Annotated in this window: 16 protein-coding genes and 2 pseudogenes; 11 read left to right on the plus strand and 7 right to left on the minus strand. The window is 42.1% G+C overall.

Annotated features, from left to right (window positions below):
• The first annotated feature begins 17 nt into the window (after nucleotides 1-17).
• Complete coding sequence (locus A8F95_RS22070; protein WP_141676247.1) at nucleotides 18-212, plus strand: hypothetical protein; 195 nt, start codon at nucleotides 18-20, stop codon at nucleotides 210-212.
• Here A8F95_RS22070 and A8F95_RS08885 read toward each other — a convergent pair.
• From A8F95_RS08885 to A8F95_RS08895, 3 genes are all read right to left on the minus strand, one after another.
• Nucleotides 199-1,713, minus strand: a complete 1,515-nt coding sequence (locus tag A8F95_RS08885) for a hypothetical protein (protein ID WP_065410180.1) — start codon at nucleotides 1,711-1,713, stop codon at nucleotides 199-201. The genes A8F95_RS22070 and A8F95_RS08885 overlap by 14 nt on opposite strands.
• 5 nt (nucleotides 1,714-1,718) lie before the next feature.
• Complete coding sequence (gene murJ / locus A8F95_RS08890) at nucleotides 1,719-3,245, minus strand: murein biosynthesis integral membrane protein MurJ (protein ID WP_065410181.1); 1,527 nt, start codon at nucleotides 3,243-3,245, stop codon at nucleotides 1,719-1,721.
• Between the two features lie 196 nt (nucleotides 3,246-3,441).
• Complete coding sequence (locus tag A8F95_RS08895; protein WP_065410182.1) at nucleotides 3,442-3,924, minus strand: TspO/MBR family protein; 483 nt, start codon at nucleotides 3,922-3,924, stop codon at nucleotides 3,442-3,444.
• 129 nt (nucleotides 3,925-4,053) lie between these two features.
• Here A8F95_RS08895 and A8F95_RS08900 point away from each other — a divergent pair, with 129 nt between their 5' ends.
• Together A8F95_RS08900 and A8F95_RS08905 are read left to right on the plus strand one after the other, a co-directional pair.
• The gene (locus tag A8F95_RS08900; RefSeq protein WP_065410183.1) at nucleotides 4,054-4,878 is read left to right on the plus strand and encodes an STAS domain-containing protein; all 825 of its coding nucleotides are present in this window, start codon (nucleotides 4,054-4,056) and stop codon (nucleotides 4,876-4,878) included.
• Nucleotides 4,879-4,930: 52 nt separating this feature from the next.
• Nucleotides 4,931-5,890 carry a nuclease-related domain-containing protein gene (locus A8F95_RS08905; RefSeq protein WP_065410184.1) on the plus strand — a complete coding sequence of 320 codons (960 nt, stop codon included), beginning with the start codon at nucleotides 4,931-4,933 and terminating at the stop codon, nucleotides 5,888-5,890.
• A 147-nt stretch (nucleotides 5,891-6,037) separates the two neighbouring features.
• On the opposite strand, the gene A8F95_RS08910 is transcribed toward A8F95_RS08905, so the two are convergent.
• Both A8F95_RS08910 and csaB read right to left on the minus strand, forming a co-directional pair.
• The gene (locus A8F95_RS08910) at nucleotides 6,038-7,204 is read right to left on the minus strand and encodes a glycosyltransferase family 4 protein (protein WP_065410185.1); all 1,167 of its coding nucleotides are present in this window, start codon (nucleotides 7,202-7,204) and stop codon (nucleotides 6,038-6,040) included.
• Nucleotides 7,205-7,218: 14 nt separating this feature from the next.
• Nucleotides 7,219-8,325, minus strand: a complete 1,107-nt coding sequence (csaB, locus tag A8F95_RS08915; protein ID WP_065410186.1) for a polysaccharide pyruvyl transferase CsaB — start codon at nucleotides 8,323-8,325, stop codon at nucleotides 7,219-7,221.
• A 207-nt stretch (nucleotides 8,326-8,532) separates the two neighbouring features.
• Here csaB and A8F95_RS08920 point away from each other — a divergent pair, with 207 nt between their 5' ends.
• The 8 genes and pseudogenes from A8F95_RS08920 to A8F95_RS22435 all read left to right on the plus strand — a co-directional run bounded on the left by A8F95_RS08920 (nucleotide 8,533) and on the right by A8F95_RS22435 (nucleotide 16,527).
• Nucleotides 8,533-9,828, plus strand: coding sequence for a nucleotide sugar dehydrogenase (locus tag A8F95_RS08920; protein WP_065410187.1), 1,296 nt, complete (start codon nucleotides 8,533-8,535; stop codon nucleotides 9,826-9,828).
• A gap of 11 nt (nucleotides 9,829-9,839) precedes the next feature.
• Nucleotides 9,840-10,556 carry a WecB/TagA/CpsF family glycosyltransferase gene (locus A8F95_RS08925; protein WP_065410188.1) on the plus strand — a complete coding sequence of 239 codons (717 nt, stop codon included), beginning with the start codon at nucleotides 9,840-9,842 and terminating at the stop codon, nucleotides 10,554-10,556.
• 93 nt (nucleotides 10,557-10,649) lie between these two features.
• A complete protein-coding gene (locus A8F95_RS08930; RefSeq protein WP_065410189.1) occupies nucleotides 10,650-11,750 on the plus strand; it encodes a glycosyltransferase in 1,101 nt (366 codons plus the stop codon).
• 508 nt (nucleotides 11,751-12,258) lie between these two features.
• Nucleotides 12,259-15,213 carry an S-layer homology domain-containing protein gene (locus A8F95_RS08935; protein WP_065410190.1) on the plus strand — a complete coding sequence of 985 codons (2,955 nt, stop codon included), beginning with the start codon at nucleotides 12,259-12,261 and terminating at the stop codon, nucleotides 15,211-15,213.
• A 225-nt stretch (nucleotides 15,214-15,438) separates the two neighbouring features.
• Nucleotides 15,439-15,594 (plus strand): hypothetical protein, encoded by a 156-nt coding sequence (locus tag A8F95_RS22430; RefSeq protein ID WP_176713652.1) that lies wholly within the window; start codon nucleotides 15,439-15,441, stop codon nucleotides 15,592-15,594.
• A 350-nt stretch (nucleotides 15,595-15,944) separates the two neighbouring features.
• A pseudogene (locus A8F95_RS23020) lies at nucleotides 15,945-16,198 on the plus strand (JAB domain-containing protein); the annotation flags it as partial.
• On the plus strand, nucleotides 16,193-16,360 hold the full coding sequence (locus A8F95_RS23025) for a hypothetical protein (protein WP_245671249.1): 168 nt from the start codon (nucleotides 16,193-16,195) through the stop codon (nucleotides 16,358-16,360). The pseudogene A8F95_RS23020 and the gene A8F95_RS23025, both read left to right, overlap by 6 nt.
• Nucleotides 16,361-16,380: 20 nt before the next feature.
• A complete protein-coding gene (locus tag A8F95_RS22435; RefSeq protein ID WP_176713659.1) occupies nucleotides 16,381-16,527 on the plus strand; it encodes a hypothetical protein in 147 nt (48 codons plus the stop codon).
• Nucleotides 16,528-16,658: 131 nt separating this feature from the next.
• Here the strand turns inward: A8F95_RS22435 and A8F95_RS23385 are convergent.
• Nucleotides 16,659-17,127 (minus strand): annotated as a pseudogene (locus A8F95_RS23385) (IS3 family transposase); the annotation flags it as partial.
• On the minus strand, nucleotides 17,099-17,287 hold the full coding sequence (locus A8F95_RS08945) for a hypothetical protein (RefSeq protein ID WP_065410191.1): 189 nt from the start codon (nucleotides 17,285-17,287) through the stop codon (nucleotides 17,099-17,101). The gene A8F95_RS08945 and the pseudogene A8F95_RS23385, both read right to left, overlap by 29 nt.
• Nucleotides 17,288-18,274: the final 987 nt, after the last annotated feature.

The raw sequence follows: 18,274 nt of genomic DNA on the forward strand, positions 1-18,274 counted from the left end.
CATCCCCTCCGTTTTTCATGACGGAGGGTTTTTATTTATGGGAAAAGCTGAGTGCGCGCATAATCGACAAAAGCGCGCTCGTATTCGACAAAAGAACGCTCACAATCGACAAAAGTGCGCTCACAAAAGCGGAGATTCCGCTCATAAAAGTTAAAAAATCGCTCACAAACGGAGAACAATTAAAAAAGCTATCCAACTTCATCGTTGGATAGCTTTTCGTTTGCTGTCAATTAACTTTTGCAGGACGGGGCTTTTACTCTGGTCAATGGCCTGCCAGTTTTTCTTATGCTGTTCAAGAAGATCGAGTGTCAACCGTCCAGTATCTTTGCCGCTCAAGGTGAGGTCACGGTTCACTTGATACCAGAGCTCTCCATCAGGACGGATCCATTTCGTGCCGAGTGATTCGATGCCGAGTCGAATGTCACGTGCAGCTGTTGCGTATTTTTTCTCGCCTGTCGCTTTGTAAGCCTCAACGAACAAGTCGGCTTTACTGATCGCGGAAGGAAGCGAGGCGTGGATAAATCGTTTTCTTTGATAAGGTGAATAGTAATCAGCCGGCAAATAGCCTTTGGCTGTTGGAACGATCATATCGATCTCGATTAAGTCGAGCAAATAGTCAGCGTAGGCCGGCAGGAGAGCCATCAGTTCTTTGTCATCAAACTCTTTGCCGATCCGGTATAAATAGAGGGCGATCATTTCGTTTTGCTGCGTGTCAACATACGGAGCAATTAAACGATACTTTCGTTTCAACCAGACATTGGTGTACTCGTTCTTCCAAACTGAACTGCGTTTCTGCTCGCGGTATTCAAGCAGGTTCCCAATGGATTGTGCCATCAAATCATAGAAATACCGGTCACCTGATGAAAAATATTGGTCAATCGCTGCTTTTTCAAGGAGAGTGCCAAGATGTCTTCCGTAACCATTTTTTGTGACAGGCTCAACAGACCACGGGAGTTTTTGGGTGGCTCCATTCACTGTGAACCAGTTATTCACTTCTTGATAATGAGTATATTGAAAGTCAATCCAGCTGCTTAAGTGGTCTCCATTTTCAAATAGAGGCTCTTTAGCGAGTAAAAACCACTGCTCTGTCAGCTGTCCCGGCAACGCCTCAAGTAAGACAGAAAAGCCAGATACATCGTGCTGTAGGGCTTCTTTTTCCGCTGTCAGTTCACGTATCGTGCTCTGCTGGCCATTTCCATATAGCTTTGTTTTAACCTTTGATTGATATTGTTTACTGACAACCGCTTCGTATAAGAAACGGTTGTCCGCTGAGTAACGAAGCAAGCCGGAAGGAGGGGTGGTCACGTCGTTGCCGATGATCGGATCGGGCTGACGAGGCTTTGTTTCCCTCTGCCAATCAATAAAGTAATAATTATCCACTTGCGGCTGTGTTACTTTTGCTTTTAGAGAAAGTGGTTTATTTGATACATTCCGCAACTGAACCATGACAAATTGATCGCCGTTGTTCACCGTGCGCACTTTAATCTTTAACTGGCCTCGCTCCTCCCAATTATAGGTGTAAAGCGTATCCTTATAAAAGGAAGAAAGGCTGGACTCTGTTTTATTTTGCAGAGATAGATTTTGAGAGAGAACGAGCTTCAACTCGCCAAGCGGCACGGTTTCTCCCGCTGCCGCTTGCCCGCTATGATCTGCTTCCGTGCAGCCTGCTAATAGAAACACTGCCGCCAGCGCCGCCAGCATCCATTCTTTCATTGTACTCACCTGCCTTGCGCACGCGCTTTTCTTTTAAGAAGGTTCAGCAATTGATTAAACCCTTCCTTATAGAAGAAGAACAGGCCGGCTACGTAAAACAACACGCCGAGCGGAACGATAATCACTAGCTGCCATAATGAATACAAACTGGAAATTGGCGTAAATTCTTTTAAAAGATAGAGCGGGATGACCATGAACGCCGTTACGATCAGTACGCGTCCAATAAGACCGATCAGCCGCGTCGCCTCTTTTTTCTCAAAATCTTTATAGACGAAAACCGTACTGACGACTAAATAATAAATAGACACGAACGAACCGGTCAGCGCTAATCCTGGATAGCCGAACGGCCCGACGAATAGCCAGTTTAACAGAGCATTCAACGCGATGGTCGTCACACTAATCCGGAACACAACTTTTGTTTTTCCACGGGCATACATTGATTTTGATACGATGTATTGCAGTCCCTGCGTCACAATGGTTGGCAAGTAATACAAGAGAGCGAGATACGTATTATACGTATCATGAGCAGTGAATTTCCCCCGCTCAAAGATGAAAGAAATCGCTTCTTGTCCGACTAACAGCAATCCAGCCGCAATCGGAGCCAGTGTTAACAAAGAAACTTGCATTCCCATGAAAAAGGTATTTTGGAACTTTTTCTGCTCATCGACTTGTTCAGACAATAAGGTAAAAATGATAACCGCAATCGTTGTCCCATAAATAGTGTGGGGAATACTTGTAATCAGTGATGCGTTATTTAAATAAGTGACCGCACCAGGAATGGTGCTGGCTGCGAACGACTTATTGACAAACATATTAATCTGGCCAACTACTGAATTAAGCAAAGAAGGAATGAGCAGCACGAGAAACGCCCGTTGAAACTCTTTTTCTACTTTTAAAGCAGGGGTCCAGCGCCAGTCTTTCCTCCATAAGAAGAACAGTTGAACAAGAATGCCAAGCACCGTTCCAAAGATGAAACCGTACGCTAAGCTATTGATGCCCCATTGATCAGAAAAGAGTAAAGCGAAGATGGCGCCCATTAACGTAGCGGACAGCTTAGAAATTTGTGAAGGCACAAAAATCCGCCGCCCTTGCAAATAAGAATCCAGAATCCCATTAAGCGCAATCGCACTCATAAATAGGAAAAAAAAGCGTGTAACCGAAATCGCGATTTTAGCTGTTTCTAGCGTCATTTTTCCATAGATCAACGGTACGAAATAAGGCGCCAACAGCCAGCCGACAAAGGAAATAACAAGGAACAGCAGCACGGTCAAGTTCATGATTGCATTGGCATTATGTTCCGTTTGCTCTGGCTCATCCTTTCGATTTTTCACATACATCGGTAAAAACACATTATTAAACCCGCCGGAAATCATCGCAATCACGAGGGTGATGAATGAAAATGCCAGCAAATACCCATCTGTATAATGACTTGCCCCAAACTCCTTTGCAATAATACTCTCTCTTAAAAAGCCGGAAAACTTGACAACAATCGCCAGCAATCCGAGCCAGAGAGCCGTCTTTTTCAACGACACAAAACCCACCTCAATATAAAATAGGAATAGAAAACTCAATACTTTATAATACCGTAAATTAAGTGGGAAGTTAACTAGGAGTATGGGGTGTGCGCTCATAAAAGCCTGGATTGCGCTCCTATTCGACAAAAGATCGCGCACAATCGACAAGATTGCGCGCACAAACCAACAAAAAAACGCCGTACAGCATGGCGTTTTAGTTCATTTTCCAGATAGAATAGTTTAACCCAAGAGCAAATGTGACCCAAGCGGCATAAGGGATCATTAAATTTCCAGCGGTGCGATCCAATTGGTAAAATTCATACGCTGTTAAGGTGATCATGCCAAGGAGAAGGGCGATCTCTACAAAGGCAGCTCCGCGCAAATTCCATTTAAAAAATAGGAAAGACCAGAGAAAGTTCAAGCCGAGCTGAATGTCGTAAGGAAGAAGCCGTTCCTTCTTTTCCGTTTTGGCGGCCGCCCGGTAGCGAGCGATGCCCATGGCGGTGTACAACCCGGTCCAGACAGTAGGGAACACCCAGGATGGAGGGGAGAAGTCAGGCTTTTCTAAGCGCTTGTACTCTTTTTTAGCATTTCGTGTAGCGAAATAGCCGACCAGTGATCCGCCTACAACGGGTAATAAAACGTTCGCAGTTAATTTTCCGGCGTTGATTTTTCCGTTTACTTTTAGCAGTTCCATGTCGCACCTCCTTTCATTCTTATTCTATCTATTGCTTTCTTTTAGTTCGTTTAAACTTTTATTTGGTTCTGCTTTCCAAATTGTTATATAATACACCATGGAGACATACGCCAATCAGGGGGAGAGCTAATGGAATTAAACAAAAAGATGTATACGTTTCTAATAGAGAAAGCAAAGCAGCTGACAGAGGAATGGTACGAGTCATTAGATAAAAGCGATCCATCCGGTGTGTATGCTTCAAATGATCCTGAAGTGGTGAAGAAGCTAAAAGAGCAGAACTTCAGATTCCATGGATACTTGTGCAATCTTCTCATCGAAGAAGAAGAGGATTTCTATAAAAAGTTTGATGACTGGATTTTTGAAGTATCCAGAAGCAAAGATCATCTTAACACACCGATTCATTTTATTATCCGTGAATTCATGCGCGTCCGCCTGCAATACATGGAATTTATCAATGAATTCGCCAGAGAGAATAGCGATATCAGCCATGAACGTGTAGATGAGTGGAAGGACAAGTTTGTCAAAGCCTTCGACAAGGTCGTGTTGAAGTTTACGGAAGAGACGTATACATATCAAACGAAAATGCTTCAGGCCCAGCGAGAAATGATCAACGAATTAAGCTCACCGGTTATTATGTTAAAGGGCGGCGTCGCTCTGTTGCCGTTAGTCGGTGACATTGACACGCAAAGAGCGAAATTCCTGTTAGAAAACACATTAAAACAATGTGCTAAGCTGCAGGTGAATCATTTATTAATTGATATATCGGGCGTCGTGATGATTGACACAATGGTAGCCTATCAGTTATTCCAGCTGATTGAAGCCTTGAATTTAATCGGAGTCAAATCTACTTTATCCGGCATTCGGCCTGAAATTGCCCAGACGGCTGTTCAGCTCGGACTTAATTTTGATTCCGTTCATACAGTCAGCACGCTATCAAGAGCGCTTGATTTTTAAAAAGGCTCCGGGACACTTTCCGGGGCTTCTTTAATAGGAAAGGAGAGAGGGCATGAATATAAAAAAGCGGGACCTCCCCTTAAAGATTCACAAATTGGAAGCCTTGTTTCGCCGGCTGCCTGAGTTTCATGCAAAAAGATCTATCATAAAGGCTGAGCTCGATAAAAGCTGGGCGGGACATCGTGGTGAGGAGGCGCTTGATTATTATCTGGCTAATTTGCAGGGCAGACAACCGCTGACGCTGCATGGACTTCGACTTCTCGGCTGCAATGGTTACTTTTTTCAACTGGACACTTTACTTCTTTATCCAAACATGGCCGTCATCCTTGAGACAAAAAACATAGCCGGCACACTATTTTTCGACCGATCCTTTCAACAGCTTGTGCGTCTTCAGGAAAGCGGGGAAGATGTATTCTCTGACCCTCTGCTGCAAATCCAACGCCAACAGCGTCAGCTTCTAGCCTGGCTCGCTAGTCATCATCTAACTGACTTTCCTGTGATTCCACTCGTTGTCATTAGTTTCCCCACTACGAAAATTACTGCTGATCCCACCCACACAGAAGCGTTTCAAAAAGTCCTCCATGCCGCTGCTCTTCCTAACAAGATCGAAGAACTGCATCGGCGTTATCCGACTAACATCTTAACGTTAACAGAATTAGAAAAAATGGCTCATTGTCTCAAAGCTCAACATACTCCCCACGATCCAAACCTCCTCGAGAAATTTCAAATTTCCCAATCCGAACTGCTAAAAGGAGTTCACTGTCCTGTCTGCCAGCACATTCCGATGCCACGAACAAGAGGGAAATGGCACTGTCTCCGCTGTCATCATCAATCCAGTGATGCTCATATTCAAGCTCTTGCTGACTACGTGTTTTTTCACGGCAATACGATCACCAACAAAGAATTTCGTGAATACATGCAGCTCGACTCGCGTTTCAAGGCGACCCGCCTTTTAAAAGAATTAAGCCTGCCCTACTTTGGCAGTCAAAAAAACCGGACTTATCGGTTATGAGCGGGGATGGCTCGGTTATGCGCGCAATCTTGTCGATTATGAGCGAACTTTTGTCGAATGTGAGCGCAACCGCCACTTTTATGAGCGTAGCACTCAATACACACAAAAAACCCCCTGCGGCCACTAGGCAGCAGGGGATTCCTCACATTATTTCGCTTTCAAGTAAATTTCTTCATATTTCTCCGCGGCTGCTAAGTGAGAATACTCAGCTTCGATCTTCGCGCGGGCACGTTCTGCGAGCTGGCGGCCTTTTTCTGGGTTATCCAATAGCTCGATCATCGCGGCTGATAACTCTTCTACGTTTTTTTCTTCGACGAGCAAGCCGTCTACGTTATGATCGACGATTTCTTTTAAGCCGCCGACAGCGCAGGCGATGAGCGGCTGGCCGGAGCCCATTGCTTCAAGTGCAGAAATCGAAGTCGCTTCTTCGACTCCAGCAGAGTGGACGCTTGGCACTAAGATAACGTCTGCTAGTGCGTAATATTCCTTAATCACATCATGCGGGATGGCCCCAAGCAGTGTCACGTTGTTTTCCAGCTTTCTTTCCGCAATCAGGCGCTTCATTTCGTCCATCGCTTCGCCTGTTCCTGCATAGATCAGCTGGGCGTTTGGATACTTCTCCAATACGGCTGGCAAGGATAAAATCGGATAGATGACGCCGTTTTTCTTCGTTAACCGGCGCGGCACGAAGAAGATCGGAGCGTCAGCAGACAAGCCGTGCTTTTGGCGGTATGCCGCTTTGTTTTCTGTGTCCGGACGGAAGTCGTCCACATTAATAAAGTTACGGATGGCGGTACCGGTCACACCCGCTTCACGCTCCACATATTCTTTAATGCGCGTATCAACGGTAATAATCGCACGCGTGCTGCGGTACGCTTTTACTTCTTCTTCCATTAAAAAGCGTTCTTCTGGGCTGTCTTTTAAAATATTGCCGGCACTAAGCGCTTCATATGTTAAGTAGCCATGCACAGTGGACACAACCGGAAGGCCGGCATCAAGTGCTGCGAATGTCGCATAGACTTCTTGAGCATTCACAATGTCATAGTTTTTATGCTTGACTTGTTCCATCAGCTTTTGCAGCATTTTCTTCCGTGCTTTTAAGCCGTAGACAAAGCCTTTTCCTTTAGATAATTTATTCATTAAAAAGCCGGGACCGCGCACCTTTGCTTTTTGTTCAAACTCGGGTATATCAGAAAAAGAAAGAACATCCACTTCATGGCCGCGCGCTTCCAACCCTGCTTTCAGCGTTGCCACGTGAACCGACAAACCGCCTGTATGTGGATAATGGTAGACCGTCGCAAGCAAAATCTTCATGAAAAACCCTCGCTTCACATAAATTTTTTCTTTAATAGTTCAATATTTTCTAAGGCCTCTCTGCGCATTTCAGCTGCATTAGCCGCAACCACCTCGCTCAGCTCTTTACGGTGAGCGAGTACATAACGGGCATTTTCTTTCATCTTCGCTGGATCAAATGCTTCGAGCGGGAAAGAATACTCCCACATGCCAGAGCGCTTTAAGAGGCTTTCTACCTTTTTATCATAACTGATTCCGATATGAGGCACATGAGAAAGCGCCGAGAAAATTAAGGAATGAAGACGCAGGCCAATCGTCATCTCACATTCACCGATAAAATTCAAGTATTGGTTGGGCGTAAAGTCGCCGCCGAGAAGGAAACAGTCATCTGCCCGCTTCATCAGCTGCATCACACGCTTGGAAGCATCGACATCGTGATGGCCTTCCATCGGCACGAATACTGGGGTAATGCCTTCTGTCTCAACCAGTTCATCGAGCACATCGGCGAGCTTGCCGTAATAGTCATCATGCTCAAACCACGGACGAGTGGAGACAGCGACAAGCTTTTCTGTGCCTTTCACTGGCAGGCTCTTCATGCAGGCATCGTCTGGCTTCTTTTGAAAAGCAAAGACGATATCCGCCGTTACAACAGTTTCTGGCCGCTTAACACCAAGATTATGCAAATAGTCTTTTGAATACTGGTCGCGCACCGTTACGAAATCGGCACGGTTCGCAAATACTTTCATTAAAATCTTGCCCCATGTAGAAGTAACCGGACCGATGCCTTGTGAAAAGAACATGACCTTCGCTCCGCATAGCTTTGCTAAAAAAGCAATGAGCAAATAATAAGGAAGCGGACCGAATAAAAATTTCGTTGGATATGTATCCTGCAGCAAGCCGCCGCCGCCGCTAATCAATAAATCCGCTTCTCGCAGCGCCTGAATCTTTCCTTTATTATCATGGCGCCAGCCGCGGTAGACAGTCTTGACGTTGTGTTCTTTTGCCGTCTGTTCCGGCGACAAGGAAAACACGGTTATATCTATGTCTTTTATCTCATTTCGCAAATTATCAACAATCGCTTCCAGGATCGCTTCATCACCGGTATTGCCTAATCCATAAAATCCCGAAATCACAACCTTCAAACGGATGTCCTCCTTCAAATCAAATGCTTAAAAAGCTAAACTACATTTTAACACTTGTCCTATAGACATTCAACGAAATTAGTGCAAGCTGGAAGTGAATTTGCTATACTATTGGAAGCAATGAAATTCAATTATACTAGCATAGGATAGACGTTCAAAATGGGCTCACCATTTTTGAACAACTTCTGTTAGAAAGGATTTTTTTACATGCAAAAAATTTGCGTCATTGGTTTAGGATATATTGGTCTGCCGACAGCGGCCGTATTCGCCCGTGCCGGCTTTTCTGTAGTAGGAGTAGACGTCAATAAGCAAGTAGTCGAACGTTTAAATAAAGGTGAAATCATTATCGAAGAAGTAGGCTTGCCAGAAGTCGTAAAGGAAGTTGTTGATTCAGGCAGACTGCGTGCTTCACTCGAACCGGAGGAAGCAGATGCTTTCATTATTTCTGTTCCGACACCGATTCATGAAGACTGCACAGCGAACGTGGATTATGTTCGCAGTGCGACAGAAGCGGTCGTTCCGTATTTGAAAAAAGGCGACGTCGTCATCGTGGAATCGACTATTCCGCCACGCACAATGGACGATGTTGTCGCACCAATCATCGAAGCAGCTGGCTTTAACCCGAAAGAGGATGTGGCGATTGCACACTGCCCAGAACGAGTGTTGCCAGGCCGGATTTTAATTGAGCTTGTGGAAAATACGCGCATTGTTGGCGGTTTAACACCAGAAGCTACAACAAAGGCCGCGAATGTGTACCGTCAAATCGTCACAGGCGATGTGATTGAAACAGAAGCCGTGACAGCTGAAATGTCAAAGCTCATGGAAAATACATTCCGCGATGTGAACATTGCGCTCGCTAATGAGTTGGCGAAAATTTCAGCTCGTCTTGGCGTGGATGCGCATAAAGTCATTGAGCTTGCGAATAAGCATCCGCGTGTGAACATTCACCAGCCAGGACCAGGCGTTGGCGGCCATTGTCTCGCGGTTGACCCTTACTTCATCGTGGAAAAAGCACCGGAAGAAGCGCTCATGATCCAGCTTTCCCGTGACATTAACAACTCGATGCCAGACTTTGTCATTGAGCAAATCATTAAGCTGACGTCGGAGTTAAAGGAACCAAAAATTGCCTTGTTTGGTTTAACGTATAAAGGCAATATTGATGATGTACGCGAAAGCCCAGCAATCGAAATTGTAGAGAAGGTGCTGGCTAACCCGCGTTATGACGTTCGCGTCCATGATCCGCACGTTAGAGACGAACAAGTGCCGTTCCCGCTCGTTTCCTTTGAGGAAGCCGTTAAAGGGGCGAACCTGCTCGTTGTATTAGCGGATCACAATGAATTTAAAATGATCGACAAAAACGTCTTGCTGTCCGAAATGGAAACGCCAGTTGTCTTCGATACGAAGAACTGCACGAATCTGGAGCAAGAAGAAGGGCTTACGGTCTACCGTATCGGGGACGTAACTGGCCTGCAAGCCATTGCGGTCAAACCAATCAATAGCTAAGGGTGTCTGTAATGGAAAAGGAACAATACTTAGGCGTGTCTGTCTCGCCTTACACATATGAAGAGATTATCGATGATTTGCAGCGAAGAATCGCAGAAGGGCTGCAATCTACTGTGATTGCCGTAAATCCTGAAAAAGTTATTACCGCTAACCGGAATCCTGTCGTGAAAGAGCTCATCAACAATTCCACTTATCAAATCCCAGACGGCATCGGCATCGTGCTTGCGTCTAAGATGAGAAACGGCGATGTTCGTGAGCGGGTGACGGGTGTGGATATGATGGGAAGACTGTTGAAATTCGCTGCTGACAAAGGGCATGGTGTCTTTTTCTATGGGGCGAAGGAAGAAGTCGTCCGTACCGCAAAGGAAAAGCTGGAAGCGAGCATTCCGAATCTCCGTATCGTCGGCTATGCGAACGGCTACGTAGAGGATCAGCAGGCGCTGTTGGAGCAGATTCGTGAATCTGGTGCAGCTCTCTTGTTTGTGGCGCTCGGCAGCCCGCGTCAGGAGCTGTGGATTAAAGACCATATGGCAGAACTGCCGAATATTAAAGTATTCCAAGGAGTAGGCGGCAGCTTTGATGTCTATTCTGGCAGAGTGAAAAGAGCCCCGGCTTTTTACCGGAAGCTCGGCCTCGAGTGGCTGTACCGTTTAGCGAAAGAACCGAAGCGTATTAAACGGCAGCTAGCCTTGCCGAAATTCTTGTTGAGAGTATTATTGGAAAGATAATAAACATGAGCTGTTCTATGGCTGTGCCGTCTCCTTTAGGAGGTGGCCGGCACGGAGGGACAGCTTCTTTTTGGTAAAGAGAGGTGTCTACCATTGAAAGTACTTCATGTCATCACAGGAGCGGAAACAGGCGGCTCCCGCAAACACGTCATTACCCTACTAGAGCAGTTTTCTAAGGACGAGGTCGTACTCGCCCTGATGCAAGAAGGCTCGTTTGCCGAAGAAGCCAGAAAAAAAGGGATTCGCACGGAGGTATTCTCGCAAAGCTCCCGTTACGATCTGTCGATTCTGAAAAAAATGGTCGATTTTATCAAGAAAGAGAAATTCGACATTTTACATACGCATGGCCCGCGCGCCAATCTGTTTGGCATTTATTTAAAAAGAAAGACGGGCATCCGCTGGGTTACGACTGTTCATAGTGATCCGTCGCTGGATTTCGTGAAATCCGGTGTGAAAGGCAAAGTCTTCACCGCCCTCAGCATGTATGCCGTAAAGAAAATGGACGGCTACTTTGCGGTGTCGGAGAGGTTTAAACAAAACTTGATAAAACTCGGTATTGACGGCGATAAGATCCAAACCGTCTACAACGGCATCCATTTTACGAAAGAAAAAGCCCAGCCCCTCCCGCGCAGTGAATTCGGCTTAACAGATGAAAACTTTGTCATGGCCATGGTCGCTCGGCTTCACCCAATCAAAGGCCATACGATTGTATTTGAAGCGATGAAGGGAATCGAAGAAGAGAAGCGGCCGCATTTGCTGTTAGTCGGGGACGGTCCGATCAAAGAAGAGTTGGAAAAAGAAGTGGACCGGCTGCAGTTAAATCACTACGTCCATTTTCTTGGCTTTCGTTCCGATGTCGATCAAATTTATGCGGCCTCTGACCTCGCCTTGCTTGCTTCTTATAGTGAAAGCTTTCCGTTAGCATTGTTAGAAGCAGCTAACCAGCACGTGCCGATCGTGACGACGGATGTTGGCGGAGTGAAAGAGCTTGTGGAGGACGGAGAAACGGGCTGGATCGTGCCGGTTGGAAGTACAGCGGATTATGCCGAAGCTTTGCAGAAAGCCGTCCGTTGTAAAGAGGCAGGAGAGCTTACTGAAATGGGAGACAAATTATATCATTTTGCTTCCCAGCGTTTTTCGTTAGAACAATTAACCAATTCTACAAAATACTTATATAAGAAATTGATAAATTAAGAAATAGTAGAATAATAATATATTCCTAACCTGGAAATTATATTTCCAGGTTTTTTGTGTCTATTTTTAAGATTATGTGTAAAAAGGCTTATAGTTTTTCCTGTTGTTTCTATAGGTAACGCGGAAGGTAAAATGAGAAATTATGCACTAGAAGAATAACTTATAATCTAAAATACACAATAATTGTTACTAAAAACAGGAATTTTGTAGTCTTTTCGAATAATAAAATTTCATTATTTTTCTATTTAAAAACGAAATATTTTGTAAACATATAAAATGTAACAAAAATATTAAAATAAAAAAATGGAAAAAAAGTAGTTGAAAAATACTAACACTTTGGTAGAATGTAAATAGCTCTAATTACCGTTTAATCCATCTGGTACATAATCAAGAAATAAATGGATTGGAGAGCTTTTCAAAAATTAGACAGTGTGATGGATGAATAGACTTAGGTCTATTTATTTCCATGCATTAAAGAATGCTCATACAAAACAGGAGGAATTATTACATGGCTTACCAACCGAAGTCTTATCGTAAGTTCGTTGCTTCCGCAGCAACAGCTACTCTAGTAGCAACAGCTGTAACACCAGCATTTGCTGCTGGGTTCACAGATGTAAACAAAAATTATAAGGATGCTGTTGACTACTTAGTAGCAAACAAAATTGCTAAGGGTACAACTGACACTACTTTCGGAACATCTCTTCCGATCACTCGTGGTGACGCAGCAGTTATGATCGCTAACGTATTAAAGTTAGACACTGCGAATGCACCAGCATCTTCTTTTAAAGATCTTAACTCCCGCGTAAAAGGCGCAGTTAATGCTCTTGTAGAAGCTGGCATCGTTAGCGGTAAAACAGAAACAACATTTGAGCCGGGTGCACAAATCAAACGTGCTGAAATGGCAAAAATCATCGCTAATGCTTACAAATTAGAAGCTGGCGACGTTAAAAACGAATTCAAGGATGTAAACAGCAACTGGGATCCATTTGTTGATAAGCTTCTTGCTAACAAAATCACTTTTGGTAAAACAGAAACAACATTCGCTCCTGATGCTAACGTAACTCGTGGCGAATTTGCATTGTTTATGTACCGTGCAAAAGATATCGAGTCAATCCCAGCAGATCCTGCAGTGGCAGATGTAAAAGCAGTTGATGACACTACAATCGAAGTAACATTCAATGGCAAGTTAACAGCTGATCAAGTAAAGGAACTTGAATTTACATTTGATCCTGCTTTAAAAGTAGAAAAAGCTGCATTGAAAGAGGCTGCTTCTACTAAAGCTGCTGCAGCAGAACAAACAACAGTTGTTTTAACAACTGAAAAGCAAAAAGAAGGCACTGCTTACAAATTAACAGCTGTTAAAGGCGCAGAGCTTAAAGCTCCGGTTGAAGTTAAACCAGCTCCGATTGTTGTTGCAACTGTTGATTCTGTAAGTGCTGTTAATTCTAAAGAACTTACATTAAGTGGAGCAAATCTTACAAAACTTAAAGCTGAAGATATTAATGTAGCTAGTAACACAGTAGCTTCTGTAACTGCATCCGCAGATGGAAAAACTGCTAAAGTTACACTAACTACAGCATTAGCAGCTGACCAAAAAACTAAAGTAACAGTAAAAGATAAATCATTTGACGTAGAGTACAAAGTAGCAGAAGTAACATCAATTACTGTTGATGAAGCTACTTATGATGATGATACTGCAAAGCAATTTGTAGCTATCAAAGCGAATGGAGCAACTATCACAGCTCAAGAATTAATGACTGCTGGTTACGATGTACAATATACAGCTTATAGCTCTAAAGCTGCCACAACTAATGTGAATTCAATTTTCAAATCACAAACTACTGGTGAACTTAAAACAGATTTAGCAACTGCTACTGGCGCAGGTACTTTATTGACAGGTTTAAATATTGGATCTATTCCAGTTTCTGGTGCTGATGTGTATGTAAAAGTAACTATTACTAAGGGTTCGAATGTGGTTGCTTCTAACTTAACTAAAGTTACTATTAAAAATAAAGATTTAGCAGCTGATACAATTACGAAAGCAACTTTATTGAATGCTGGTTCTGGCATTAGTGGTGCTGCAAGAGCATTTGAAGGAACTAACGATTTTGAACAAAGTAGTTCAACACTTCTTACTGGTGAAATAGCAAAATTCTCTGATATAACTGTAAAAGCTGGTACTAAAGAAGCGAAAGAAACAACTGGATATACAGTGAAATCTTCTGATTCTTCCGTAGTATCTGTTTCTGGTGGCGTATTGACAGCAGAAGGTCCTGGTACAGCAACAATTACAGTAACTTATGGTGGAGCTACTTACACAAAAACAATTACTGTACAAAATGGAACTCGTACAGCAACTTCAGTTTCTGCTAATAAAACTTCTGTAACTGTAGCTGGTACTACAACAGTTAAAGTAAAATTATTAGACCAATTTGGCGATCCAATGCTGATTACTGCGGGTACTAATCTTGCTTTACAACAATCTGATGCTACAAAAGTAAGTGCTTCACTTGCAAGCTCAACAGATGCAACTGGGGAGGCTATTATAACATTAACAAGTTTAGCATCAGGTTCAAATATTATAACTTTCCGTGATTCATCAGCTGCTAATAGTTCTAAAATAGGTACAACTGCTATTACAGCAACAAGTACTGATAATAATACATTAGCTAAATACAAACTTTCTTTAGATAGTGAAATATCAGCAACAGATGTATCTGATGTAGATACTGCACACACAGGTGTTAGTGGTATTACAAAAGATCAAATTTCTACTGATGCAACACTTGATTTACAAGATGATAAATATTTAAAACTTGATATTGAAGGATTAAACTCTGCAGACGTTGAATTAGCTTCTGTTGCAGGTTCATCTTATACAGTAACAACTACTGTGTCTAAATCTGGTGTATTAGCTTCTCCTGCAACATATAAAGCAACAAGTGGTTTCATTGTTGTCGAAGCTGGATCGACAGCTGGTACAGCTACAATCACTGTTACAAATAATGCTAATGCTAATATTACACAAACGTTCCAAGTAACAGTTGAAGATGTAGGTTATAATGTAACTGCAGCTACATTAAAAAATGTTCCTGATGTAACCTATGCAACTACATTAAAATATAAAGATTTCTTAACTTATACAGAGTCTGCAAATGACCCAATTATCTCTGGTTTAACATTATCTAAGTCAACAGCTCAACCTGTTCGTTTACAGTTATCTTCTGATATTTTATACATTGATAAAAATGGTAACGGTACTTATCAACCAGGAGCTGGAAATGATATCCCAGTAGGTAAAGTTGACTTTACAGAATCAGGTAGTGTTATAACTGGTGATGCAGGTAACTTATCAAATGTAGGTGTTACTACTGCCCCTGGTGATGATGCTACAGTGCTATTCAAAGTGCTTAACAATAGTAATGAAGTAGTAGCCACTAAAGCGGTAAAAGTAAACTTCTAATATTGTATATAAGAAAGAGTGCCAGTCACTCCTCGAAATATGTCGAAGATTAGTAGGCAAATAAATGAAGCAAAGCTCTGTGGAGAGAAATCTCTGCGGAGCTTTGCTTTTTCCTTACCAAGAAAATAGGGAATGAAAATATGATAGAATAGAAGTACAACTGAATATTGTAAAGGTGGTAGGTTGTCAGTCTTCTTTCCTGTATTAGGAAAGGAGGTGATAATCATGGAAACCTTACTTGAAATCGTTCATGAAATTTTGAAGGGCATTGTGTGTGAGATTGCTGCACATGTCTTTCAAAAAATGTACTTGAGGACAAGAAAACCACCCCTCGCCGTCGCAAGCAAAAGGGTGGTTTTTGTAGAAAATAAATTTACATGACAACCACCATCCTGATGGTAGCGGTTGCAGAGAGAAGTGTTGGTAGCACTTCTCTCTTTAAATACATTTCCATTATACACAAATTTATTCTTAAATAAAAGAGGGACAAGGGGACAGGTCCTTCGTCCTTCCAAAAGGTTCCAAGAAAGGCTCTGCGGAGAGAAATCTCTAAGGGGCTTTTCTTTTTGCAGTAACCGAATTAAATAGAAAAATAAGCTTATATTATTATAATGAATAAGCATAATCAAGCCGTAATTCCGATTAGGAGTTACGGCTATTTTTATTTGAAGAGGAATCCATATGAGTTGAAGTCAACCAAGAAACTGGAATTACTTAAAGAAGGAGTGAAGATGAAGAAACAATCTGCCAAACGTGTGAACATTGTCAGTCTAAAGTTAGTCAAAGAATCAAGCCTGTTGTACAAGGATAGAAAAATCACTTCCCCTGAAGATGCCTATAATCTTTTAAGGGAATTTCTCATCCATTCTGACCATGAGAAGTTTGTGGTGTTTGTCTGGACACGAAGAATCAACCGACAGCGATTAACATTTGCCATATAGGTAGCTTGAATGCAAGCATCGTCCATCCAAGTGAGGTCATGAAGGAATTAGATTGGTTTGTTAAATCGCTAGAAACGAAGTTTTCAGTGGAGGTAGATCGGAATCAAGTTAGCTACAAAGGTAATGTACTGTACCGAGATGAAACGGATGAATCATTGATTCCATCTGAAATGCTGATTACACTCCTGGCACTGATACAGATCTAGGTGTAATTGAATTAGTTGCGATGTTAGATTCAACAGGTCTTTCAACAGTACTTGTAGCTTCTGAGGCTGTAACTTCTGGTGACAAAGGTACATTAATTTTTAAAATTAAAGAAGTAGGCAAGTCTACTGTTATTGCTTCAACTTCTTTAAATATAGATGTTAAGTAAATAATAAAGTAAGGGTTAAAAAAGAAGAGTGGCTGTCATTCCTTGAAGTTTATCGAGAATTGATAGATTAAGGGGAAAAAGTGAAGTGACCCAATAAAGTAAGACACAAATATTTAAACAACTTCCAAGACCTAAGTTCGGTATTCTACCGGGCTCAGGTCTTTTAATTTTGCTTTTATTCGTTTGTGATTGTAATAATGAATATAGTTGGGCGATTTACTGCTCGAAATGCTTCATGCTCTCAAATCCTCGTAGATAAAGAAATTCGGATTTTAATAAGCCAAAAAATTCTTCATGACTGCACTATCCAAGCAATTGCCCTTCCGTGACATACTTTATATAATGTCGTACTACTCTAATGATTTTTGATACTTCTTCATTTGATAGTGCTATCCTTGATCCCGGTGAGGAACCATTTTATCTTCAGGCTGAAGGTATATAAAAGATTTCTCTAATATAACCACCGACAAGCCGGTAAACAGGGTGGCTCACGACGGCATAGGCAATAATTTCACCATTGCATAAGTCTAGTACTAATGATAAATAACGTTTCTCCCCAAATAGGTGGAACTCAGTTACGTCCATTACCCATTGTTGGTTCATTTATTTGTAGTTTTTCCTGCATTAGAAGTAAAGCGTTCAACTTTTTTTGATAAGCATTCTCCATTTCTAAACGTTCTATTTGTTCTTTTAGGGCTTCAATTGACCCTTCCATTAGTACAGATGTCTGTGATTTGATTTTCTTTGTTCCTTTTTTCATGCGTGGATGCCCCTTTTACTGTGGTAATAGGACATCCGCTCCGCCATTTTCAAACTTTCTTCGCCATTCACATACTAACCTCGAAGAAGGGATATTAAAAGTAGCAGCTATATCATAAGAGGTTTAATAATGCCAAATATTAAAAAACTGCGTTTAATTTATCTTCAGCTATAAATTTGGTCACAAAAAACACCTGATAAATGTTACTTAGGTGTCCTGCATTTACAGGGGCAGTTCATTTTTATCGGGTCAGGAAGTACTGTGAAAAATTATAAGGTTATGAAAAAGAAACAATTATATAAAACGTAATCTTTTAACATAACCCAGCCATCACTGGCCGTCCGTGCTTTTCCTGTTTGGAAGATAAAAAAGGTATCTTTCCTAGTGAAGCAGGGAATCCATCCTTCTCTGGTTAAACTTTTTAATGCACCCTGCGAGGATTTCTCGATGAATATTTAGCAAGCCAGCGACTTCACATGATCAAATGCGGGACCGTTATTTGCTTTGCTATGGAAGTCTCTTAAAGGGTCTTTTTACATGCTCGAAGTCATTCAACTGTCCATTTGTAACCATGGGTAATTTTTAACCTCTGTCATTTCTATCTGCTTCTTTATTCATTCTTTCAGAAGTAGTTTGAGCAGGGAGAGCCCTTTGTTAAACGTGGAGTGAAATAATATGTGGTTTTATATAGTTAAGTGGGTTTGTTTATACACTTTTAAGTTGGCATTCTGATCAATGATTTTAAAGGTTTTAGGTAGATAAATAGTGTAAAGAAATACGCTGGTTATTAAACCTTCTTAATAAAACGAAACTAAGTATATCAAAAAACACCTAGGTTTTATATTTTTTAAATATTCTAAGTTTAGTATAAATGAGTAGTGGGTAGAAGAATATTGGTCAATAATCTTACCATATCCGACAGAAAATGGAGGTGTGCAACAAATTGTTACTTCATTGGAAAGTTTACATAATGTAATTAACTGGGTT

Origin of the sequence: Pseudobacillus wudalianchiensis, assembly GCF_001685015.1 — a bacterium.
GTDB classification, from domain to species: Bacteria; Bacillota; Bacilli; order Bacillales; family Domibacillaceae; genus Pseudobacillus; species Pseudobacillus wudalianchiensis.